Origin of the sequence: Staphylococcus lugdunensis (assembly GCF_001558775.1) — a bacterium.
Taxonomy (GTDB): Bacteria; Bacillota; Bacilli; order Staphylococcales; family Staphylococcaceae; genus Staphylococcus; species Staphylococcus lugdunensis.
This window is the reverse complement of the sequence record NZ_CP014022.1, coordinates 564,917-588,702: the sequence shown is the minus strand read 5'-3', so window position 1 is coordinate 588,702 and position 23,786 is coordinate 564,917. Positions and strand designations below refer to the sequence as shown.

Here is a 23,786-nt window from a genome sequence, read left to right as displayed (position 1 = left end):
TAAAGAGGAGTCTATACATGACAGTTAAACCATTAATCAAATCGACGCATCCTTTATTAAAAAGGAAAGCACAAAGAGTGACTGAGTTTGATAAACCATTAACACAACTATTGTTAGATATTGAAGACACGTTATATCAACAAGAAGCTTCAGCTTTATGCGCTTCTCAAATAGGGATAGATAAGCAAGTGGCTATCGTTGATATGGAAATGGAAGGTTTATTACAACTTATCAATCCTACTATTATAAAAGCTTCTGACGAACAGGTCATTGATCTTGAAGGCTCTATTAGTTTACCCGGCATTTATGGTGAAGTAGCACGTAGTCAGATGATTGTGGTTCAAAGTTATGATGTACAGGGAAATACTCTAGAATTAACGGCTTATGATGATGTGGCACGCATGATGCAACACATTATTGACCAAATGAATGGCATAGCATTTACAAATAAAGCACAAAAAATTTTAACTGACAAAGAAGTGGAGGCGTATTTTGATAATGAGTAAAGTCATATTTATGGGCACACCAGATTTTTCAACGACAATATTAGAAATGTTAATCAAGGAACATGAAGTGATTGCCATTGTTACTCAGCCTGATCGTCCAGTAGGTAGAAAACGTGTACTGACACCACCACCTGTAAAAAAAGTGGCGCTCGAACATGATATTGCAGTTTATCAACCAGAAAAGTTAAAAGGTTCTGAAGAGTTGGAAGCATTATTACAGTTGGATAGTGATTTAATTGTCACTGCAGCTTTTGGTCAGTTATTGCCAGAAGTATTACTCGAAAAACCTAAATATGGTGCAATCAATGTTCATGCCTCCTTATTACCTAAATATCGAGGAGGCGCACCAATCCATCAAGCCATTATTGATGGTGAAACAGAAACGGGTATAACCATTATGTACATGGTGAAAAAGCTTGATGCTGGTAATATCATTGCGCAACAAGCTATTGGTATTACTGAAGATGATAACGTTGGTACTATGCATGATAAATTAAGCATTTTAGGTGCAGATTTATTACAAAAAACATTGCCGGACATTTTAGAAGGAAAGAATCAGAGTATTCCTCAAGATGATTCTAAGGCAACATTTGCTTCAAATATTAGTCGAGCCGACGAACGTGTTGATTGGCAGCGCAACGCTCAAGAGATTCATAACCATATTAGAGGACTTGCACCATGGCCGGTTGCATATACTACAATGGATGATAAAAATATGAAAATTTTTGCTGCACATATCATTAAAAATAAAGCTGGGGAACCAGGAACAATCATTGCAACAACAAAGCAAGCAATCATTGTTGGTACGCAATCAGATGATGCTATTGCAATAACGGATATGCAGTTGGCTGGTAAAAAACGTATGCCCGTTTCAAATTACTTAAGTGGTGTTCAAACCTCTTTAGTTGGGAAGAAATTAATATGACACAATCTGTAAGACGCCATGCACTAGATAGTATCCATGCGATATTGAATGAAGGGGCTTATAGTAACTTAGAAATCAATGATGTGCTTAGCTCTCAAGACTTGTCAGCTGTTGATAAAGGGTTATACACTGAACTTGTATACGGAACAATTAAACGAAAATTCACACTAGACTATTACTTGAGACCTTTTGTACAAACGAAAATTAAAGGCTGGGTGCGACAATTACTATGGATGAGCATCTATCAATATGTTTATTTAGATAAAGTACCTAATCATGCGATTATCAATGAAGCTGTTGAAATAGCTAAACATAGAGGTGGGCCACACAACGGTAATATTGTTAATGCTATTTTACGTCAGATAATGCGTAGTGATTTACCTAATGTGGATGATATAACTGATGAAAAGAAGCGAATGTCAATTGCATATAGCTTGCCTAAATGGATTGTTGATCATTGGGTAACTCATTATGGCCTAGCTCAAACGCATCGTATAGGCCAAGCATTGCTCACACCCACAGAGACGACTGTTAGGGCTAATATTGTTAAAGCGTCAATAAATGATATTATTGATGCATTAGAACAAGACGGGTACACGGTTACAAAGGATTCTGATATATTAAGTTGCTTGCATATACAAGGACGCCCCGTTATTGAGGCACGTGCATTTAAAGAAGGTTTAATATCCATACAAGATAAAAGTTCTATGTTTGTAGCACAATTGGCAAATTTACAAGCACATGATAAAGTGTTAGATGCTTGTAGTGCGCCTGGTGGTAAAGCATGTCAAATGGCAGAAATTTTAGCTCCAACAGGGAGTGTTGATGCTACAGATATCCATGCACATAAAATTAATTTAATAAAATATAATATCAAAAAATTAGGCTTAAACAACGTACATGCATTTCAACATGATGCAACTCAACCATATACAGAGATGTATGATAAAATCTTGGTGGATGCACCATGTAGTGGTTTAGGAGTGCTGAGACATAAGCCAGAAATTAAATATACGCAATCCAAAGAAGGCACACAAGCACTAGTAGACTTGCAATTAAACATTTTAAATAATGTAAAACATCATTTAAAACCTGGTGGGACAATTATTTATTCAACTTGTACTATTGAACAATTAGAAAATGAAAATGTAATTTATAGTTTTTTAAAGGAAAATAAAGATTTCGAATTTGAGCCAATGATACACCCACAAACAGGTGAGCAAATCAAAACCCTTCAAATTTTGCCACAAGATTTTAATTCAGATGGCTTCTTTATCACGAAGATAAAAAGAAAGGAAAGTTAAGCATGATAACCACTCAAAAAAAGAAGAAGAATAAGTTTTTACCTGATTTTGATAAGCAATCGATTTATTCGTTGCGTTTTGATGAAATGCAACAATGGCTAGTTGAGCAGGGGCAACAAAAATTTAGAGCGAAACAAATCTATGAATGGTTATATCAAAAGCGGGTTAATTCTTTTGAAGAAATGACTAACTTATCCAAAGATTTGCGTAAACTACTGGCAGATCATTTTGTTATAACGACATTAACGACAGTGGTTAAACAAGAAAGTAAAGATGGCACTATTAAATTTCTATTTGAACTGCAAGATGGTTATACAATAGAAACCGTATTAATGCGTCATGATTATGGCAACTCTGTATGCGTAACAACACAAGTGGGCTGCCGCATTGGGTGTACATTCTGTGCGTCTACTTTAGGTGGCTTAAAACGTAATTTAGAGGCTGGAGAAATAGTGTCACAAGTACTTACAGTACAAAAAGCGCTCGATGCAACAGAGGAACGAGTATCACAAATTGTAATTATGGGCATTGGTGAACCATTCGAAAACTACGATGAAATGATGGACTTTTTACGAATAGTTAATGATGATAATAGTCTAAACATTGGTGCACGTCACATTACGGTATCTACCTCTGGAATTGTGCCGCGCATTTATGACTTTGCAGATGAAGAAATTCAAATTAACTTTGCTGTAAGCTTGCATGCTGCGAAAGATGATGTACGCTCTAAATTAATGCCAATCAATCGCGCTTATAATGTTGATAAATTAATGGAAGCCATCCGTTATTATCAACAAAAAACAAACCGACGTATTACATTTGAGTACGGCTTATTTGGTGGCGTCAATGATCAACTTGAACATGCACGAGAATTAGCACATCTAATTAAAAATCTAAACTGTCATGTTAATTTAATCCCAGTCAATCATGTTCCAGAGCGAAATTATGTAAAAACATCAAAAGATGATATCTTTAAGTTTGAAAAAGAATTAAAAAGATTGGGTGTAAATGCTACAATAAGACGAGAACAAGGTTCAGATATTGATGCTGCATGTGGTCAATTAAGAGCAAAGGAACGACAAGTAGAAACGAGGTAAGAGACAATGCTAAACGCACAATTTTTCACTGATACAGGTCAACATAGAGATAAAAATGAAGATGCTGGTGGTATATTTTTAAATAAAACGCATCAGCAATTGTTAGTATTATGTGATGGTATGGGTGGTCACCAAGCGGGTGAAATAGCGAGTCAGTTTGTAACAAATGAACTTCAAGCGCGTTTTGAACAAGAAAATTTGATTGAAGAGTCTCAAGCTGAAACGTGGTTGCGTACAACATTAAAACAAATTAATCTCGAATTATATTATTATGCACAAGAAGACCCAGGATATAGAGGCATGGGGACGACATGTGTCTGTGCCTTGATTTTTGAGAAAAAAGTCGTTATTGCTAACATTGGAGATTCAAGAGCATATGTCGTCAATTCAAGAGAGATAGAACAGCTTACACAGGATCATTCATTTGTTAATCATCTAGTGATGACAGGTCAAATTACTGAAGAAGAAGCATTTCATCATCCGCAAAAAAATATTATTACACGTGTAATGGGAACAGATAAACATGTGACACCTGATATTTATTTTAAGCGAATCAATTACTATAATTATTTATTATTATGCTCTGATGGATTGACAGATTATATAAGAAATGACGTAATCAAGGATGCGCTTTTAGAAGAGTTAACTATAGAACAGTTAGGAAATAAGCTCATACAATTAGCACTTGATTATCAATCTAGAGACAACATAAGTGTAATTCTTGCAGCTATAGAAGGTGACAAAGTATGATCGGAAAAATAATTAGTGATCGTTATAAAGTGATTGATAAGCTTGGTGGCGGCGGAATGAGTATGGTTTACTTGGCTGAAGATATGATTCTTGAACGTCAAGTAGCGATTAAGGCAATTTCTATTCCACCAAACGAAAAGGAAGAAACTCTTCGCCGTTTCGAGCGTGAAGTGAATAACTCGACGCAACTTTTCAGTGAAAATATCGTCAATGTTTATGATGTTGATGAAGAAGACGATTGTTTCTATTTAATTATGGAATATATTGATGGACCAACGTTATCTGAATATATACATACACACGGGCCACTTAACATTGATACTGCAATTCAGTTCACGCAACAAATATTGAATGGAATTCAGGAAGCGCATCATAAAAGAATTGTTCATCGTGATATTAAACCCCAAAATATTTTAATCGATAAAAATAAAACACTAAAAATATTTGATTTTGGGATTGCAAAAGCGCTAAGTGAGACATCATTAACTCAAACAAATCACGTATTAGGTACCGTGCAATATTTATCACCAGAACAAGCAAAAGGTGAGCCAACAGATGAATCAACCGATATATATTCGATTGGCATCGTATTGTATGAAATGTTAGTTGGTGAGCCACCTTTTAATGGAGAAACGGCAGTTAGTATTGCAATTAAACATATCCAAGATGCAATTCCGAACGTTACAGATATTAGACAAGATGTACCTCAAGCACTTAGCAATGTTATCTTAAAAGCGACGGAAAAAGATGTAAGCGATCGTTATATTAATATACAAGCTATGACGGATGATTTGAGTAGTGCACTTATCGATAGCCGTGCAAATGAGGATAAATATCAACACGAAGAAGAAACTGTAAAAACATTGGCTATCGATAAAAATGATATTAAAAGTAAAATGAAAGAATCTGACAATAAAGGTAAAATTGCGCAAACAATGCAAATACCTATTGTAAATCAACGACAATTTCAATCAGCAGAGGAGCATGTTTTTGTTCCTCAAAAGAAAAAATCGTCAAAAGGGAAAAAGTTTTTAATTGCTTTAATCATAATATTATTAATTGCTAGTTTAGCTGGTTTTATCGCATGGGGTGTCTTTGGAGATAAATATGAAGAAACACCAGATTTAAGTGGTAAAACGGAAAAAGAAGCAGAACAATTACTCAAAGAGAAACATTTGAAGTTAGGCAATATATCTAGAAGTTATAGTGATAAGTATGCGGAAAATCAAATCATTAACTCTAAGCCAGAAGCAGGTTCACGTATCAATCAAGGTGATGCAGTAGATATTGTTTTATCAAAAGGTCCTGAAAAGGTCACAATGCCTTATGTTGTTGGAATGACAAAGGCAAAAGCCCAAGAAAAATTAAAGTCATTAGGTTTGAATCATATCTCTATCAAAAAAGATTACAGTCGCACAGTGGCTAAAGGATTGATAGCAAAACAAAATCTACCAGCTGACAGCAAGGTAAGGCTTAATGACCATCATATTGAACTAATTGAATCACTAGGTGTTAGACAAGTATTTGTTAAAGATTATGAGGGCAAAGCCTATTCAACTGCGAAAAAAGAATTAGAAGAAGATGGTTTAAAAGTTAAAGTAACTACAGAAGCAAGTGATAGTGTCAAAAAAGGAAACGTCATTTCACAATCACCAAAAGATAAAGAAGTAGATGAAGGTTCGACGATTCAATTGAAAGTTTCAAAAGGCGAAGATACAGATTCAGACGAGGATAAAAATGATGAAGATGGTGATTCAGATGATGTTAAAACCCATTCTGAAACAGTAGATATTCCATACTCTGGAAAAGATGATGAAAGCCAAACAGTAGATATTTACATTCGTGATGAGGACCATAAAGCGTCAGAAGTTGCACGAAGTTTTAAAATTAAAGATGATAAAACCACTACGATTTCTTTGAAAATAAAAAAAGGAACAACGGCAGGTTATACAGTGCGTGTTGACAATAAAATTGTATTGGATAAAGATGTGGATTATTAATATCATTAAGTGTTGAGTCACCATTATATGATTAGCGGATAAACAAAGATAATGTTAACTTTGTTTATCCGTTTTTTTAATGTCTAGACAACAAAATATTATATAATAAGTGAATTACAGATATATTAATATGGTGCATTTTGATATAATAACCTCGTATCATAAAAATTGAGAGGTGTCAGTTTGAAAACAGGACGCATCGTTAAATTAATAAGTGGCGTGTATCAAGTAGATGTCAATGGTGATCGGTTTAATACTAAGCCACGCGGATTATTTAGAAAAAATAAATTTTCACCAGTGGTTGGAGATATTGTAGATTTTGAAGTACAAAATAACACGGAAGGTTATATTCAGCATGTTCGAGAGCGTAAAAATGCTTTAAAACGTCCGCCAGTTAGCAATATTGATGGTTTAGTTATCGTGATGAGTGCCGTAGAACCGCAATTTTCAACACAATTGTTAGACCGTTTTATCGTTATTGCACATTCTTATAAACTTCATCCATCTATTTTAGTAACAAAAAGAGATTTAGCAAATTCTCAACAAATTAAAGATATTGAAGAAGTATTAAACATATATAAACAAATAGGTTATATGACTCAATTTGTTGGTATAGATGATGATAAAGCAACAATGATGCAACAATGGCCATCAGGATTAATCGTATTGAGTGGTCAGTCTGGCGTTGGAAAAACGACGTTTATCAATCACTATCGTCCCGATTTACAATTAACCACAAATCATATCTCAAAATCTTTAAATCGCGGTAAACATACAACACGACATGTTGAATTATTTGATCGTAATCAAGGATATATTGCCGATACACCAGGATTTAGTGCTTTAGATTTTAATCATATTGAGAAAGATGAAATCAAACATTATTTTGTAGAATTTAATCAGTATGGTGAACATTGTAAGTTTAGAAATTGTAATCACATTAATGAACCCCAATGCCAAGTAAAAGCTGCACTATCAGAAGGCAAGATTGCACAATTTAGATATGATCATTATTTACAACTTTATAATGAAATTGCAGACAGAAAGGTAAGATACTAGTGAAAAAATTATATCCATCGTTATTATCAGCTGATTTCAGCCAATTAAATCAAGAACTTCACAAACTAGAACAAGCAGGCGTTGATGGTCTTCACTTTGACGTGATGGATGGTCAATTTGTGCCTAACATATCGGTTGGGTTTCCAGTATTAGAGGCTGTGAGACGTGAGACTACTTTACCAATTGACGTACATCTGATGATTGCGCAACCTGAACGTTATATAGAACAATTTGCTCAAGCTGGGGCCGATTTTATTTCTGTTCATGTTGAAGCAACGCCACATATTCATCGTGCACTTGAACTCATCAAGTTACAAAATATTAAAGCAGGCGTTGTAATTAACCCAGGTACACCAGTAGAACTGATAAAGCCGGTGTTAAGTATTGTTGACTATGTCTTAGTGATGACAGTAAACCCGGGATTTGGTGGACAACAATTCATTCAAAGTTGTGTTGCAAAAGTTCAACAATTGGCAGAACTTAAAGCAATCAATTCCTATGATTTTGATATTGAAGTCGATGGTGGCATTAATGATCAAACAATTAAACTGTGTGCTGAAGCTGGTGCATCAATGTTTGTCGCTGGTTCTTACTTCTTTAAACATCATGACTATGCAGTTGTAACTCAAGATTTGAAAGGTTGAGACGTCATGAAAATCAATTTGCTTTGTGCGGATAGACATTTACCTGTAGGTGTATTAGAACAGTATCGTAATGAAGCGTGGGCAGGTATTGACCGTGGTGCGCTTATATTGGTCGAACATGGAATAAACCCAGTTTATTCGGTTGGAGATTTTGATTCAGTTAGCGAGCATGAGCGACAACAATTAATTGAAAAATTAGATATTCATCCTGTTAAAGCAGAGAAAGATGATACGGATTTAGCTTTGGGAGTGGAGCAAGCTGTAGCACATGGTTATACGGATATTTTTATCTATGGCGCTACGGGTGGTCGTTTAGATCATTTTATGGGAGCACTTCAGATATTACTTAAAAAACATTATCGTCGCCACGGAATTGCTATTAAAATGGTTGATGCCCAAAATGTCATTCAATTGTTGGAAATGGGACGACACAAAATAGCTAAAGATGAACATTTCCCTTATATTTCATTTATACCTGTCAACGGTGAAGTCGTACTTTCATTAGAAGGTTTTAAATACAATTTAGAACGACGACAATTAGAAATTGGTTCGACTTTAACAATTTCAAATGAAATTAATCATCCATATGCATGGATCGACATACATCAAGGACAAGTATTGCAAATAAGAAGTCGCGATAATGATTAACATAAGAGTAAACATAAAAGGAGCACATCGACTTAAAACGATGTGCTCCTTTATGACTAGATAATCAAACTAGTGAATTAACATGGTCACCACATATGATCATGTTAATGTGTGCATTATATTTATTAAACTCTAGTAACTTTACCAGATTTTAAAGCACGTGCAGAAACCCAAACTTTTTTAGGTTTTCCGTCTACAAGGATTCTAACTTTTTGAAGGTTAGCGTTCCATCTGCGTTTGTTCGCATTTAAAGCGTGTGAACGATGATTACCTGTTGATGCTTTACGACCAGTTACGTAACATTGTTTACCCATCAAAGTACCTCCTTTAATAAATATAAATACACTTAGATACTTATATACTTGAATAAGATACCATAATCACACTATATAAGCAAGAAAATTTCGTTTGATTTTCATTATTATCTATCGTTTACAAATTTTTGTGATATAATTGTTAGCTGTGGAGTTATATAGTATGATACTTTTAAAGATAAGTTAAAGTATAGTGAATGTGAGGACATAGCTAAAGCAAATAGCAAAGTTCCAAAATGAATAAGTAAATAAGATGAATCGGTCAGAGTTTGTCGACCAAGTTAAATTCAAGTTGAAAGAGATGTAATGGCTTGTCATAAGACAATGTTTAGCCATCATCTCAGCATGCGTCATTTTATATTTAACCAATAATCAGGAGGACTTTAAGATGACATTAGAAATTTCAAACGAATATGGCAAAATTGATATTTCAAATGAAGTAATAGCATCTGTGGTCGGTAGTAAAGCCGTAGAAAGTTATGGAATTGTAGGCATGGCTTCCAGACAGCAAGTGCGCGATGGAATTGCTGAAATATTAGGTCATGAAAATTACGCTAAAGGCATTGTAGTTCATGAAAACAATGGTATTTTAGATGTTGATATGTATATCATTGTTAGCTATGGTGTGAAAATTTCTGAAGTAGCTAATAATGTTCAATCTACAGTGAAATATACATTAGAGCAAGCACTTAATGTAAAGGTAAATTCAATTAATATATTTGTACAAGGTGTACGAGTGAATACTAAGGGCAAGAAGGTTTAGGAGGACAATCATAATGATTAGCGAAATAAATGGTAAATTATTTGCCGATATGATTATACAAGGGGCACAAAATTTATCTAATAATGCAGATTTGGTAGATTCATTAAACGTTTATCCTGTACCCGATGGTGATACAGGCACAAATATGAATCTGACGATAACGTCTGGAAGAGAAGAAGTTGAAAATAATCTTTCTCAAAATATTGGAGAATTGGGCAAAACGTTTTCTAAAGGTTTATTGATGGGTGCACGAGGAAACTCAGGCGTTATTTTGTCTCAATTATTCAGAGGTTTTTGTAAAAATATCGAAGATGCTAAAGTCATAGATGCACAACAATTTGCAGCTAGTTTTCAAGCGGGGGTAGATACAGCTTATAAAGCAGTGATGAAGCCGGTTGAAGGGACAATTTTAACTGTAGCTAAAGATGCTGCTAAGGGTGCTGTAGCAAAAGCGGAAGAGACTAGTGATATTATTGAAATTATGACACATACAATTGAAGAAGCTAAAAAATCATTGGATAACACTCCTAATTTATTAGCAGTACTAAAAGAGGTTGGTGTTGTTGACAGCGGTGGCAAAGGTTTACTATGTGTTTATGAAGGCTTTTTAAAAGGACTTAAAGGTGAGCAAGTTGAAGCTCAAGCACCTAAATTAGATACAGAAACATTTGTCAATGAGGAACATGATTTCCATGGTGTAATTAATACAGAAGATATTATTTATGGTTACTGCACAGAAATGATGGTGCGCTTTGGCAAAGACAAAAAGCCGTTCGATGAACAAGAATTTAGAAGTGATATGAGTAAATTCGGCGATTCGTTACTTGTCATTAACGATGATGAAATTGTAAAAGTTCATGTACATACCGAAACGCCAGGTGACGTTTTTAACTATGGACAACAGTATGGTGAATTAATCAAGCTAAAAGTAGAGAACATGCGTGAGCAACATCGAGAAGTAATTCGCAAAGAAGCTAGTGGGAATCAAAAGAAACAAGATAAGCACGAAACAGTTGAAACAGCAATTATTACTATTTCTATGGGTGAAGGCATTTCAGAATTATTTAAATCGATGGGTGCAACACACATTATTAGCGGTGGACAAACGATGAATCCATCAACAGAAGATATTGTTAAAGTAATCGAACAGTCACAATGTAAACGTGCTATTATTTTGCCAAATAATAAAAATATTCTAATGGCTAGTGAACAAGCAGCAAGTATCGTTGATGCTGAGGCAATCGTAATTCCAACCAAATCCATTCCTCAAGGCATCGCAGCTTTATTCCAATATGATGAAGGCTCGTCATTAGAAGATAATAAGGCGCACATGGAAACGGCACTTGAAACTATTCAGTCTGGTTCTTTAACGTTTGCAGTTCGAGACACTAAAATTGATGGTGTTGAAATTAAAAAAGATGAATTTATGGGCTTAGCAGAAGATAAGATTGTGATTAGTGATGCCGATGAATTTGCTGCATTACAAGGCTTATTAAAGCAATTGCTAACAGATGATAGCGAAATTTTAACGGTTATAACTGGGAAAGATGCAACACAAGCCGTAACAGATGAACTTTCGGAATGGCTTGAGGAAAGTTATCCAGACTTAGAGGTTGAACTCCATGATGGTGGTCAACCAATATACAACTATTTATTATCAGTTGAGTAGTCTGTAACCATCTGTTCTCAATTGCAGATATGTGAAGATAATTTATTAGTGAACGGTTGACAATTTAAATGATATATAGTGAGATTTGTATTATTTGTACGATGTGTATCCATAAGTCAACTCATATGATGAGAGTGTTACAGAATTTTTATCTGTGCGCTCTCTTTCTATTTTAAAACATAAGATGGTAACATAAGTGTAGTGAATAATATGAAAAATAAACGAATCGAATATAAATAAAGCTTGTCATAATTTAGATATAATAAGGTGATTGATATGACTAAGGTAAATTTAATAGAGAGCCCGTATCCATTGTCTCATATAAAAGGACTAGGCCCTAAACGTATAGCAATATTAAATGAACTAAATATATATTCAGTTGGTGACTTAGTGTTGTATTTACCTACACGCTATGAAGACAATACAGTAGTTGATTTATCGACGGCTGAAGATCAAACGATGGTAACAGTTGAGGGTGAAGTTTATTCAATGCCAACCGTTGCATTTTTTGGACGTAATAAATCAAAATTAACGATACATTTAATGATTAACAATATTGCTGTTAAATGTGTGTTTTTCAATCAACCTTATTTAAAAAATAAAATCGCCTTAAATCAACGAGTTACGGTTAAAGGGAAATGGAATCGTGCTAAGCAAGAAATAAATGGTAACCGTATGTTCTTTAATCAGTCTAACAGTAAACAGGACGAACTCGAACCCATTTATCGTATTAAAGATGGGATTAAACAAAAAAATATGCGAGATATGATACGTGAAGCACTTCGTGATGTGACAATTCATGAATGGCTTTCTGAGGATCTAAAAGCAAAATATAAGCTAGAATCTCTCGAATCAACAATTAAAATTTTACACCACCCAAAAGATAAGGCTGCGTTATTGCGTGCAAGACGTACATATGCCTTTACGGAATTGTTCATGTTTGAGTTGCGCATGCAGTGGTTGAACCGATTAGAAAAGGCCGCAGATAATGCAATAGAAATTAATTATGATTTAAGGCAAGTTAAAGACTTTATAGATGTGTTGCCTTTTGATTTAACAGATGCACAAAAACAAAGTGTGAATGAAATATTTAGAGATTTAAAAGCACCTATTCGAATGCATCGTTTATTGCAAGGTGATGTAGGATCAGGAAAGACAGTAGTTGCTGCGATTTGTATGTATGCATTAAAAACAGCTGGATATCAGTCTGCACTTATGGTGCCAACGGAAATTTTAGCTGAGCAACATGCAGAAAGCTTAGTTAAACTTTTTGGTGAACGTGTGAATGTTGCACTGTTAACTGGTTCGGTTAAAGGTAAGAAACGTCAGCTGTTATTAGAGCAATTAGCACAAGGTACGATTGACTGTGTAATTGGTACACACGCTCTGATTCAAGAAGATGTTCAGTTTAATAACATAGGATTAGTAATCACTGATGAACAACACCGTTTTGGTGTTAATCAACGACAATTACTGAGAGAAAAAGGTGCAATGACTAATGTCTTATTTATGACTGCAACACCTATTCCAAGAACATTAGCTATATCTGTTTTTGGAGAGATGGACGTATCCTCTATTAAACAGTTGCCTAAAGGACGAAAGCCTATTAAAACAAGCTGGGCGAAACACGAGCAATACGAACAAGTATTACATCAAATGACTTCAGAGTTACAAAAAGGTCGCCAAGCTTATGTGATTTGTTCGTTGATTGAGAGTTCTGAACATCTCGAAGATGTGCAAAATGTTGTCGCTATTTATGAATCGCTGCAGCACTATTATGGAGCTGAACGTGTCGGACTATTACACGGGAAATTATCAACAGAAGATAAAGACGACGTAATGAATCAATTTAGTTGTCATCAAATAGATATATTAGTATCAACAACCGTCGTTGAAGTAGGCGTAAATGTCCCAAATGCGACATTTATGATGATTTATGATGCTGATCGTTTTGGATTGTCGACATTACATCAATTGCGTGGTCGTGTGGGTCGTAGTGAACATCAAAGTTATTGCGTATTAATCGCTTCCCCAAAGACTGAAACTGGTATTGAACGCATGACGATAATGACACAGACGAATGATGGATTTGAGCTAAGTGAACGTGATTTAGAAATGCGAGGTCCAGGTGACTTTTTCGGTGTCAAACAAAGTGGTTTACCTGACTTCATGGTTGCCAATGTAGTTGAAGACTATCGCATGCTAGAAGTTGCCCGAGATGAGGCATCTGAATTAATACAATCCGGTGAATTTTTTACAGCAACATATCATCATTTACGCAGCTTTATAGAAGATCATTTGTTGCATACAAGTTTTGACTAATGACATATGCAAATTTTAAGCTCAACTTAGGTTATTTGTTGAGCTTTTTAAATATAAAATGTTATGATATGTGAAGATGTTTAAGACTTGGTACTAAATAAAAGGGGGGGATGGCATGAAATTGAAAAAAAATGAACGACGCATCGCCATTCAACAAGCGATTGAGCATAACCCTTTTATCACTGATCATGAACTTTGTGAGCAATTCAGCGTCAGTATACAGACGATACGACTAGATCGTACACATCTCAAAATCCCAGAGTTGCGCAAGCGAATTAAATTGGTTGCAGAACAAAATTATCAACATTTACAATCACTAGAAGCAAACGAAATATTTGGTGATATCATTAAGATGAATCCCAATATCGAGGCAGAATCAATCATTCATATTGCCTCAGATTCTGTCTTTTCAAAGAATAATATCGCACGAGGACATATTTTATTTGCGCAAGCGAATTCATTATGTGTTGCTTTAATTCATAAACCGACTGTATTAACATCTGAAAGTAATGTAACGTTTGTCGAGAAAGTGAAATTAAATGATACGGTAAGAGCACGCGCTAAAGTGGTAAAGCATAGTGAAAACTATTATCATATTGATGTTACATCATATGTTAAAGAAATATTAGTTTTTAAAGGTCATTTTAAAATGTTCTATATAAGCGAGGATGAATATAATGGTTAAAATTGCAATTGATATGATGGGTGGCGACGATGCACCTGGTATTGTTTTAGAAGCAGTTGATCAAGCAATTAAAGATTTCAAAGATTTAGAAATCATTCTATTTGGGGATAAGCAACAATATACACTCAATCATGAACGTATAGAATTTAGGCATTGTACGGAAAAAATTGAAATGGAAGATGAGCCTGTAAGAGCAATTAAACGAAAAAAAGATAGCTCTATGGTCCGCATGGCTGAAGCAGTGAAAAATGGCGAAGCAGATGGTTGTGTTTCTGCTGGTAATACAGGTGCTTTAATGTCAGCGGGATTATTTATTGTTGGACGTATTAAAGGTGTTGCACGACCAGCACTTGTCGTTACTTTGCCAACAATAAATGGTAAAGGATTTGTGTTCTTGGATGTAGGCGCGAATGCTGATGCTAAGCCAGAACATTTATTGCAATATGCACAATTAGGTAATATTTATGCACAAAAAATACGCGGTATTGCTGAACCTAAAGTATCATTATTGAATATTGGTACAGAAGCAGCTAAAGGCAATACCCTAACGAAAAAATCATATACATTATTACAAGATGATGGTAGTTTTAATTTTACTGGTAATATTGAGGCTAAGACGTTGATGGATGGAACGACAGATGTTGTTGTTACCGATGGTTATACCGGAAACATGGTATTAAAAAATATTGAAGGTACAGCAAAGTCAATTGGCAAGATGTTAAAAGAAACATTATTAAGTAGCTTTAAAAATAAATTAGCTGCTTTAGTGTTAAAGAAAGATTTAGCTCATTTTGCTAAAAAAATGGATTATGCCGAATACGGTGGTTCAGTGCTATTAGGCCTTGATGGTACGGTAGTCAAAGCACATGGAGGATCAAATGCTAGAGCATTTTACTCTGCAATTAGACAAGCAAAAATTGCAGGGGAACAACATATTGTGCAAACAATGCGAGAAACGGTAGGTGCAAACGATGAGTAAAACAGCAATAATTTTTCCAGGTCAAGGTGCGCAAAAAGTTGGTATGGCTGAAGATTTATATCAACATAATGAAGCTGCAACGAAGATACTTAATCAATCCCAAGAAGTGATGGATTTTGATTTATTCGAAACCATGTTTACAGACCAAGAACAAAAATTAAGTCAAACAGAATATACGCAACCCGCGCTTGTTACGCATAGTATTGCATTACTGCATGCATTAGAACATATTGATGCAGATTATACGTTAGGACATAGCCTAGGCGAATATGCTAGTTTAGTGGCAGCCGGCGTACTTGACTTTGAGGATGCTGTAAAAATTGTGCGCAAACGTGGTCTATTAATGGCTCAAGCTTTTCCTAATGGTGTAGGTAGCATGGCAGCTGTCTTGGGGTTAAGCTATGAAGAGGTAAACCACATATGCCAAACCTTATCTACACAAGATGAAATCATCGAACCAGCAAACATTAATTGTCCAGGACAAATTGTAGTATCTGGCCATAAAACTTTAATAGATAAGCTTGTAGAAGAAGGAAAAGCTTTAGGAGCAAAACGCGTAATGCCTTTAGCTGTTTCTGGACCATTTCATTCTTCAATGATGCAGGTCATTGAAGATGCATTTTCTACATATATTGATCGATTTGAATGGCAGAATGCCAAATTCCCAGTAGTACAAAATGTGAATGCACTGGGTGAGACAGATGCACAAGTGATTAAAGGGAATATGGTTAAGCAATTATATTCACCAGTACAATTTATTCAATCTATTGAATGGTTACTTGCACAAGGTGTCGATCATTTTATTGAAATAGGACCAGGAAAAGTACTATCAGGGTTAATCAAAAAAATTAACCGAGATGTTAAATTAACGTCAATTCAAACTATAGAAGATGTGAAAGGATGGAATCAAAATGGCTAAAAGTGCATTAGTTACAGGTGCTTCTCGCGGAATTGGACGAAGCATTGCATTACAATTAGCAAGTGAAGGTTACAATGTTGCAGTAAATTATGCTGGCAATAAAGAAAAAGCAGAGGAAGTCGTATCCGAAATAAAAGAACTTGGTGTGGATGCTTTTGCGATACAAGCAAATGTAGCAAATGGTGATGAAGTAAAAGCGATGATAAAAGAAGTTGTAGCACAATTTGGCGCGATTGATGTGCTTGTTAATAATGCTGGTATTACAAGAGATAATTTATTAATGCGTATGAAAGAACAAGAATGGGATGATGTGATTGATACCAACTTAAAAGGTACATTCAATTGTATTCAAAAAGTGACGCCACAAATGTTGCGTCAACGCAGTGGTGCAATTATCAATTTATCTAGTGTTGTTGGAGCAGTAGGAAATCCAGGACAAGCGAATTATGTTGCTACTAAAGCAGGTGTGATCGGCTTGACTAAATCTGCTGCACGTGAGCTTGCTTCACGAGGCATTACTGTTAATGCAGTAGCCCCAGGATTTATTGTGTCAGATATGACCGACGCACTTAACGATGATCTTAAAGAACAAATGCTACAACAAATACCATTAGCTAGATTTGGTCAAGATACTGATATCGCTAATACTGTCGCCTTTTTAGCATCAGATAAAGCTAAATATATTACAGGTCAAACCATTCATGTTAACGGCGGCATGTATATGTAAAGTATATATCGCATGTTCATTTAAAATATTTACGTCATGCTAAGTAGAATAACCAGATTTAACTATGTCTAAATTTCAAGCAGCATTTTAAAATTACCATAAAACTTTAGCTTGTATTTTGGCTTTTAAAATGGGAAAATGTAATAGTCTATGAATGGACTTTTTAAAGGAGGTGAATCGACGTGGAAAACTTCGACAAAGTAAAGGATATCATCGTTGACCGTTTAGGTGTAGATGCTGATAAAGTAACAGAAGACGCATCTTTTAAAGATGATTTAGGCGCTGACTCACTTGATATCGCTGAATTAGTAATGGAATTAGAAGACGAATTTGGTACTGAAATTCCAGATGAAGAAGCAGAAAAAATCAACACTGTTGGTGATGCTGTTAAATATATTAACAGTCTTGAAAAATAATAAAATGACATCTGGGTCGTCGAGGAGATGGCTCAGATTTTTTCTTTAGTTTTTAATTTAATTCACTTAAAATAGGGAGTGAAGTGTTTTATTATACACTGAATTAGGAGGTATCTGTGTGGCTAACGTAAAAAAAGATGAGATGATTAAAGATTTCAGACAACGGTTTGAACAAAAGATGAATGAATTAGGTATCCATTTTGATAATATAAAATTGTACCAACAAGCGTTTTCTCACTCTAGCTTTATTAATGATTTTAATATGAATCGTTTGGAGCATAATGAACGATTAGAATTTTTAGGAGATGCGGTATTAGAAGTGACGGTTTCACGTTATTTATTTGATAAACATCCGAACTTACCGGAAGGCAATTTGACAAAAATGCGTGCAACAATTGTATGTGAGCCCTCACTTGTAATATTTGCTAATAAAATTCAATTAAACCAATTAATATTATTAGGTAAAGGAGAAGAAAAAACGGGTGGTCGCACACGCCCTTCACTTATTTCTGATGCCTTTGAAGCATTTGTCGGTGCACTTTATTTGGATCAAGGATTAGGAGCTGTGTGGCATTTTGCTGAAAAAGTAATTTTCCCTTATGTAGAAGATGATGAACTTATTGGAGTTGTAGATTTTAAAACGCAGTTCCAGGAATTTGTTCATAGTCAAAATAAAGGGGATGTGATGTATCGTCTTGTTAAAGAAGAAGGGCCAGCACATCACCGTTTGTTTACATCTGAAGTGATATTAGAACAACAAGCGATAGCACATGGTCAAGGAAAGACTAAAAAAGAATCAGAACAAAAAGCAGCTGAACGCGCATATCATATTATGCGACAACATAAATAATGGCATTTCGACAATGTTTAAAATAAGCTGTTAACAAGCTTTATGTTTATAACTTAACAACGAGGTAAAGATTAAGGAGATTAACATGGTTTATTTAAAATCAATAGATGCCATTGGCTTTAAATCATTTGCAGAACATACAAATGTACAGTTTGATAAAGGCGTCACTGCTATCGTAGGGCCAAATGGAAGCGGTAAGAGTAATATCACCGATGCGATTAAATGGGTGTTGGGTGAACAATCAGCCAAATCTTTACGTGGTTCTAAAATGGAAGATATTATTTTTTCTGGTGCAGAACATCGTAAGGCACAAAATTTTGCTGAAGTAAAACTACATTTGGATAATGCCAAAAAAGATTTGCAAATAGATGCAGATGAAGTCGTTGTCACTCGACGTTTATATCGCAGTGGTGAAAGTGAATATTTTTTAAATAATGAGCGTGCTAGATTAAAGGATATTGTAGATTTATTTTTAGATTCTGGGTTAGGTAAAGATGCTTTTAGCATTATTTCACAAGGTCGAGTTGATGAAATTTTAAACGCGAAACCAATAGATCGTCGTCAAATTCTTGAAGAATCTGCAGGTGTATTAAAGTATAAAAAGCGTAAGGCAGAGTCAGTTCAGAAACTTGATCAAACTGAAGATAACCTCACACGTGTGGAAGATATTCTATATGATTTAGAGGGACGCGTTGAGCCTTTAAAAGAAGAAGCTGCCATCGCAAAAGAATATTTGCAATTGATGAAAGAAATGAAAGAAAGCGATGTCATCGTTACTGTTTATGATATCGATACTTACACTGAAGACAATGAGCAGTTGGATGGACGCTTGAACGAGCTAAAAAGTCAACAAGCTCAAAAGGAAAGCAGTCAAGCACAAGTAAAACAACAATTACAAAAATATAAAGGTACTCGTCAACATATAGACAATCAACTGGAACAGTTAAATAAAGATTTAGTACAGACAACTGAAGATTATGAAAAATTTTCTGGTCAATTGAATGTACTTGAAGAGCGCAAAAAGAATCAGTCGGCTACCAATGCCCGTTATGAAGAAGAACAGGACAATTTGCAACAACAATTAGACAAGCTAAAGATAGAAGAACAGCAAGCAAAGGAACAACTTGAAACACTAAAAAAGAAACAAAAAGAGTTAAATTCAATAATTCAAACGTTAGAGAGTCAGTTATATTCTTCGGATGAACAACATGATGAAAAATTAGAGAACATCAAAAACGACTACTACGCTTTGATGTCTGAACAATCAGATGTCAACAATGATATTCGTTTTTTAGAACATACAATTAGTGAAAATGAAGCTAAAAAATCACGTCTTGATTCACGATTACTAGAAGCGTTTAACCAATTAAAAGAAATACAAAATGATGTGGCAGAAACTACAAAAGCATATAAGCAAGCTAAATCAAAGTTAACCCATGCTGAAAATGAAATTAAACGCCTTGAGCAACAAATGACCCAAGCTAAAAAACGTCAAACAGAACAAGAGAATCAATTATATCAAGCCTATCGTTATACAGATAAGTTAAAGTCAAGAATTGATAGTTTAGCTATTCAAGAAGAGGATTATACTTATTTCTTTAATGGGGTCAAACATGTGCTAAAAGCGAAAGATAAAGCATTAGATGGAATCCATGGTGCTGTAGCCGAAGTTATCCAAGTACCTTCGCAATTAACTCAAGCGATAGAAACGGCTCTAGGTGCTTCACTTCAACATATTATTGTGACATCTGAACAAGATGGGCGTCATGCAATTCAATACTTGAAGCAACGTAACTTAGGACGTGCAACGTTTTTACCGCTGAATGTGATACAACCTCGCCGAGTTGCGCAAGAAATTAAACAAACTGCACAACAAGCAGAAGGATTTGTGAATATTGCTGCAGATGCGGTTAATGTTCATGCATCATATCGCAATATTGTTGAGAATTTATTAGGAAACACGATTATTATTGATAATTTAAAACACGCGAATGATTTGGCTCGTCAAATTCATTATCGTACGCGTATTGTGACGTTAGAGGGGGATATTGTTAACCCAGGCGGCTCTATGACTGGTGGAGGCGCTCGTAAAACGAAAAGCATATTGACCCAAAAAGATGAATTAAGTCAAATGCGTGGACAACTACAAGAATATGAAAGACAAACTCAACAATTTGAACAAGCGTTACAACAACAGAAATCGCAAACTGAACAGTTAGGTAATCAATATTTAGAAGTAAGTCAACAGTTTAATCAATTCAAAGCGCAAGTACACAATTACGAATTATCATTAGACCGCTTAACAACACAAGAACAACATTTAAAAGATGAACATGAAGAATTTGAGTTTGAGAAAAATGATGGCTACCGAAGTGAAAATAGTCGTCAAACCTTAATAGAGAAACAACAGCGTTTACAGACAATACAAACAAAGTTAACTCAATTAGAAAATGACATTGAGCATTATACGCAATTAACAAAAGAAGATAAGGCATCAACGACTCAAACACAGCAAACATTGAACCAAAAACGTTCAGATCTTGCAGTTATCAAAGAGCGAATTCAAACGCAACGTGATGCTTTAGAACGTCTCACACAGCAACGAGCACAAACAACAAAAGAAATGGCCAATGTTGCTGACAAAATTAAATTATTTAATTCAGATGAAATGATGGGGCAAGAAGTATTTGATAAATTACAAGCTCAAATCAATGATAAACAACAAGAAAGAACCATATTAAACGATAAATTAACGGAACTTAAAGAACAGCGACAATTATTAAATAATAATATTGAAGATAGCGAACAGCAATTACAAAGCTATCATCAAGATATTTTATCAATAGAGAGTTATTACCAAGATATTAAAGCAAAGCAATCTAAACTTGATGTGCTGATTAATCACGCAATTGAACACCTTAATGAACAGTATCAATTGACTGTTGAGCGTGCACGTGATTTATATAAAGCTGAAGAGCCGATTGAGTCATTGCGTAAAAAGGTTAAACTTACAAAAATGTCTATCGATGAACTAGGACATGTCAATATCAATGCAATTGAACAATTTGAGGAACTCAATGAACGCTATACCTTTTTAAATGAGCAGCGTACTGATTTAAGAGAAGCTAAAGAAACACTGGAACAAATTATTTCAGAAATGGATCAAGAGGTTGCAGGACGCTTTAAGACAACATTCCATCAAGTGCAAACACATTTTACAAACGTCTTTAAATCGCTATTTGGTGGTGGGCATGCTAAGTTAGAATTGACCGAAGATGATTATTTAGCAGCAGGTGTAGATATTATTGTGCAACCGCCAGGTAAGAATTTACAACATCTATCTTTACTTAGTGGTGGTGAACGCGCATTAAGTGCGATTGCTTTACTCTTTGCAATATTGAAAGTTCGTTCTGCACCTTTTGTTATTTTAGATGAGGTTGAAGCAGCGCTTGATGAAGCTAATGTTATTCGCTATGCCCGGTATTTAAATGAATTATCAGATGAAACACAGTTTATCGTTATTACACATCGTAAAGGTACGATGGAATATGCTGATAGACTATACGGTGTTACGATGCAAGAATCTGGGGTATCGAATTTAGTTAGCGTAAACTTAAACACTATAGATGAAGTAATGAAGGAGGAACTAGAATGAGTTTTTTTAAAAAATTAAAAGATAAGTTTTCTAGTAAGCCTAATGATGATAAAGAAAGAGATTTAACAGATAAAAGTGATGAGGAACAACAACTCTCATCAGATACATCGGCCGATAGTCCAGCTGATTCAGAACCAGCTAAAAAGAAACCGAGAAAATTGAGCGAAGCTGATTTTGATGAAGATGGCTTAATATCAATTGAAGACTTTGAAGAAATTGAGGCACAAAAAATTGGTGCTAAATTTAAAGCTGGTCTTGAAAAGTCACGACAAAATTTCCAAGAACAATTAAATAATCTTATAGCACGCTATCGTAAAGTAGATGAAGATTTCTTTGAAGCTTTAGAAGAAATGCTAATCACTGCTGACGTTGGTTTCAATACGGTAATGCAGTTAACTGATGAATTGCGTACGGAAGCACAACGACGTAATATTCAAGACACAGCTGATTTAAGAGAAGTAATTGTTGAAAAAATTGTCGAAATTTATCATCAAGAGGATGACCAATCAGAAGTGATGAATCTCGAAGATGGTCGCTTGAATGTTATTTTAATGGTTGGTGTTAATGGTGTTGGTAAAACAACAACTATTGGTAAATTAGCATATCGTTATAAAATGGAAGGCAAAAAAGTAATGCTCGCTGCTGGAGATACATTTAGAGCCGGCGCTATTCAACAACTTAAAGTATGGGGAGAACGTGTTGGCGTTGATGTTGTAAGTCAAAGTGAAGGTTCAGACCCTGCAGCTGTCATGTATGATGCTATTAATGCAGCGAAAAATAAAGGCGTGGATATTTTAATTTGTGACACAGCTGGACGTTTACAAAACAAAGCGAACTTGATGCAAGAATTAGATAAAATGAAACGTGTTATTGGTAGAGCTGTGCCAGGTGCACCGCATGAAGCATTACTATGTCTGGATGCTACGACAGGACAAAATGCGTTATCACAAGCCCGTTCATTCAAAGAAGTTACAAATGTATCAGGTATTGTGCTTACGAAACTTGATGGTACTGCTAAAGGTGGTATCGTCTTAGCCATTAGAAATGAATTGCATATTCCAGTGAAATACGTGGGTCTAGGTGAACAACTTGACGATTTACAACCTTTCAATCCTGAAAGCTATGTATATGGTTTATTTGCCGATATGATTGAACAAAATGAAGAAATACCTGAGCAACAACAAGAAACAGCAGCTAATGAGGGAAATAACCATGAGTGATTATGATTTAGTCAAAACGTTACGCATGAATTATTTATTTGATTTCTATCAAGCATTATTAACCAAAAAACAACGCAATTACTTGGAACTCTTCTATTTACAAGATTTTTCATTAAGCGAAATTGCGGATACATTTGAAGTGAGCAGGCAAGCAGTTTATGATAATATAAGAAGAACTGGTGATCTAGTAGAAGATTATGAGCAGAAGCTTAAACTATATGAAAAATTTGAACAACGACGTCAACTATACTATCAAATGAAGCAAGTCATACATCAACCAGATAAAGTAAAAGACTATATTGAACAATTAGAAGAACTAGAATAAATAAGGAGG

The 23,786-nt window shown here is 34.9% G+C and carries 22 protein-coding genes; 21 read left to right on the top strand and 1 reads right to left on the bottom strand.

Annotated elements, in window-relative coordinates; genetic code table 11:
* Positions 1-17 precede the first annotated feature (17 nt).
* From AL499_RS02790 to AL499_RS02750, 9 genes are all read left to right on the top strand, one after another.
* Positions 18-506 carry a peptide deformylase gene (locus AL499_RS02790; protein ID WP_002493109.1) on the top strand — a complete coding sequence of 163 codons (489 nt, stop codon included), beginning with the start codon at positions 18-20 and terminating at the stop codon, positions 504-506.
* Positions 499-1,431, top strand: coding sequence for a methionyl-tRNA formyltransferase (fmt, locus tag AL499_RS02785; RefSeq protein WP_002493087.1), 933 nt, complete (start codon positions 499-501; stop codon positions 1,429-1,431). Before AL499_RS02790 ends, fmt begins: the two co-directional genes overlap by 8 nt.
* Complete coding sequence (gene rsmB, locus AL499_RS02780) at positions 1,428-2,735, top strand: 16S rRNA (cytosine(967)-C(5))-methyltransferase RsmB (protein ID WP_002493084.1); 1,308 nt, start codon at positions 1,428-1,430, stop codon at positions 2,733-2,735. The genes fmt and rsmB overlap by 4 nt, the downstream gene beginning before the upstream one ends.
* Before the next feature lie 2 nt (positions 2,736-2,737).
* Positions 2,738-3,832: a dual-specificity RNA methyltransferase RlmN gene (rlmN, locus tag AL499_RS02775; protein ID WP_037540427.1), complete on the top strand. Its 1,095-nt coding sequence runs from the start codon at positions 2,738-2,740 to the stop codon at positions 3,830-3,832.
* Between the two features lie 6 nt (positions 3,833-3,838).
* Positions 3,839-4,582, top strand: coding sequence for a Stp1/IreP family PP2C-type Ser/Thr phosphatase (locus AL499_RS02770; RefSeq protein ID WP_002459329.1), 744 nt, complete (start codon positions 3,839-3,841; stop codon positions 4,580-4,582).
* A complete protein-coding gene (pknB, locus tag AL499_RS02765) occupies positions 4,579-6,582 on the top strand; it encodes a Stk1 family PASTA domain-containing Ser/Thr kinase (RefSeq protein WP_002492935.1) in 2,004 nt (667 codons plus the stop codon). Before AL499_RS02770 ends, pknB begins: the two co-directional genes overlap by 4 nt.
* A 183-nt stretch (positions 6,583-6,765) precedes the next feature.
* Entirely contained in the window at positions 6,766-7,641 is an 876-nt protein-coding gene (rsgA, locus tag AL499_RS02760; protein WP_002492929.1) for a ribosome small subunit-dependent GTPase A, read from the top strand.
* Positions 7,641-8,285 carry a ribulose-phosphate 3-epimerase gene (rpe, locus tag AL499_RS02755; protein ID WP_002459326.1) on the top strand — a complete coding sequence of 215 codons (645 nt, stop codon included), beginning with the start codon at positions 7,641-7,643 and terminating at the stop codon, positions 8,283-8,285. Before rsgA ends, rpe begins: the two co-directional genes overlap by 1 nt.
* A 6-nt stretch (positions 8,286-8,291) precedes the next feature.
* Positions 8,292-8,933 (top strand): thiamine diphosphokinase, encoded by a 642-nt coding sequence (locus AL499_RS02750; RefSeq protein WP_002492934.1) that lies wholly within the window; start codon positions 8,292-8,294, stop codon positions 8,931-8,933.
* Between the two features lie 125 nt (positions 8,934-9,058).
* Here the strand turns inward: AL499_RS02750 and rpmB are convergent, their stop codons facing one another.
* Entirely contained in the window at positions 9,059-9,247 is a 189-nt protein-coding gene (gene rpmB, locus AL499_RS02745) for a 50S ribosomal protein L28 (protein WP_002459324.1), read from the bottom strand.
* Positions 9,248-9,635: 388 nt separating this feature from the next.
* On the opposite strand from rpmB, the gene AL499_RS02740 reads away from it, so the two are divergent.
* The 12 genes from AL499_RS02740 to AL499_RS02685 all read left to right on the top strand — a co-directional run bounded on the left by AL499_RS02740 (position 9,636) and on the right by AL499_RS02685 (position 23,777).
* Positions 9,636-10,010, top strand: coding sequence for an Asp23/Gls24 family envelope stress response protein (locus AL499_RS02740; RefSeq protein WP_002459323.1), 375 nt, complete (start codon positions 9,636-9,638; stop codon positions 10,008-10,010).
* Positions 10,011-10,023: 13 nt separating this feature from the next.
* Positions 10,024-11,679, top strand: a complete 1,656-nt coding sequence (gene fakA / locus AL499_RS02735) for a fatty acid kinase catalytic subunit FakA (RefSeq protein WP_002478304.1) — start codon at positions 10,024-10,026, stop codon at positions 11,677-11,679.
* A gap of 276 nt (positions 11,680-11,955) precedes the next feature.
* A complete protein-coding gene (gene recG, locus AL499_RS02730; RefSeq protein ID WP_002492933.1) occupies positions 11,956-14,001 on the top strand; it encodes an ATP-dependent DNA helicase RecG in 2,046 nt (681 codons plus the stop codon).
* Positions 14,002-14,116: 115 nt separating this feature from the next.
* On the top strand, positions 14,117-14,686 hold the full coding sequence (fapR, locus tag AL499_RS02725; RefSeq protein ID WP_002492927.1) for a transcription factor FapR: 570 nt from the start codon (positions 14,117-14,119) through the stop codon (positions 14,684-14,686).
* Positions 14,679-15,665: a phosphate acyltransferase PlsX gene (gene plsX / locus AL499_RS02720; protein WP_002478302.1), complete on the top strand. Its 987-nt coding sequence runs from the start codon at positions 14,679-14,681 to the stop codon at positions 15,663-15,665. Before fapR ends, plsX begins: the two co-directional genes overlap by 8 nt.
* Positions 15,658-16,584, top strand: coding sequence for an ACP S-malonyltransferase (fabD, locus tag AL499_RS02715; RefSeq protein WP_037540432.1), 927 nt, complete (start codon positions 15,658-15,660; stop codon positions 16,582-16,584). Before plsX ends, fabD begins: the two co-directional genes overlap by 8 nt.
* Positions 16,577-17,311 (top strand): 3-oxoacyl-[acyl-carrier-protein] reductase, encoded by a 735-nt coding sequence (gene fabG / locus AL499_RS02710; protein WP_002459317.1) that lies wholly within the window; start codon positions 16,577-16,579, stop codon positions 17,309-17,311. Before fabD ends, fabG begins: the two co-directional genes overlap by 8 nt.
* A gap of 182 nt (positions 17,312-17,493) precedes the next feature.
* Positions 17,494-17,727 (top strand): acyl carrier protein, encoded by a 234-nt coding sequence (locus AL499_RS02705; RefSeq protein ID WP_001830184.1) that lies wholly within the window; start codon positions 17,494-17,496, stop codon positions 17,725-17,727.
* Positions 17,728-17,869: 142 nt separating this feature from the next.
* A complete protein-coding gene (rnc, locus tag AL499_RS02700; RefSeq protein WP_207754609.1) occupies positions 17,870-18,577 on the top strand; it encodes a ribonuclease III in 708 nt (235 codons plus the stop codon).
* A gap of 85 nt (positions 18,578-18,662) precedes the next feature.
* A complete protein-coding gene (smc, locus tag AL499_RS02695) occupies positions 18,663-22,232 on the top strand; it encodes a chromosome segregation protein SMC (protein WP_002492116.1) in 3,570 nt (1,189 codons plus the stop codon).
* Positions 22,229-23,452 carry a signal recognition particle-docking protein FtsY gene (gene ftsY, locus AL499_RS02690; RefSeq protein ID WP_002478299.1) on the top strand — a complete coding sequence of 408 codons (1,224 nt, stop codon included), beginning with the start codon at positions 22,229-22,231 and terminating at the stop codon, positions 23,450-23,452. Before smc ends, ftsY begins: the two co-directional genes overlap by 4 nt.
* Positions 23,445-23,777 carry a putative DNA-binding protein gene (locus AL499_RS02685; RefSeq protein ID WP_002459313.1) on the top strand — a complete coding sequence of 111 codons (333 nt, stop codon included), beginning with the start codon at positions 23,445-23,447 and terminating at the stop codon, positions 23,775-23,777. The genes ftsY and AL499_RS02685 overlap by 8 nt, the downstream gene beginning before the upstream one ends.
* The last annotated feature ends 9 nt before the right edge of the window (positions 23,778-23,786 follow it).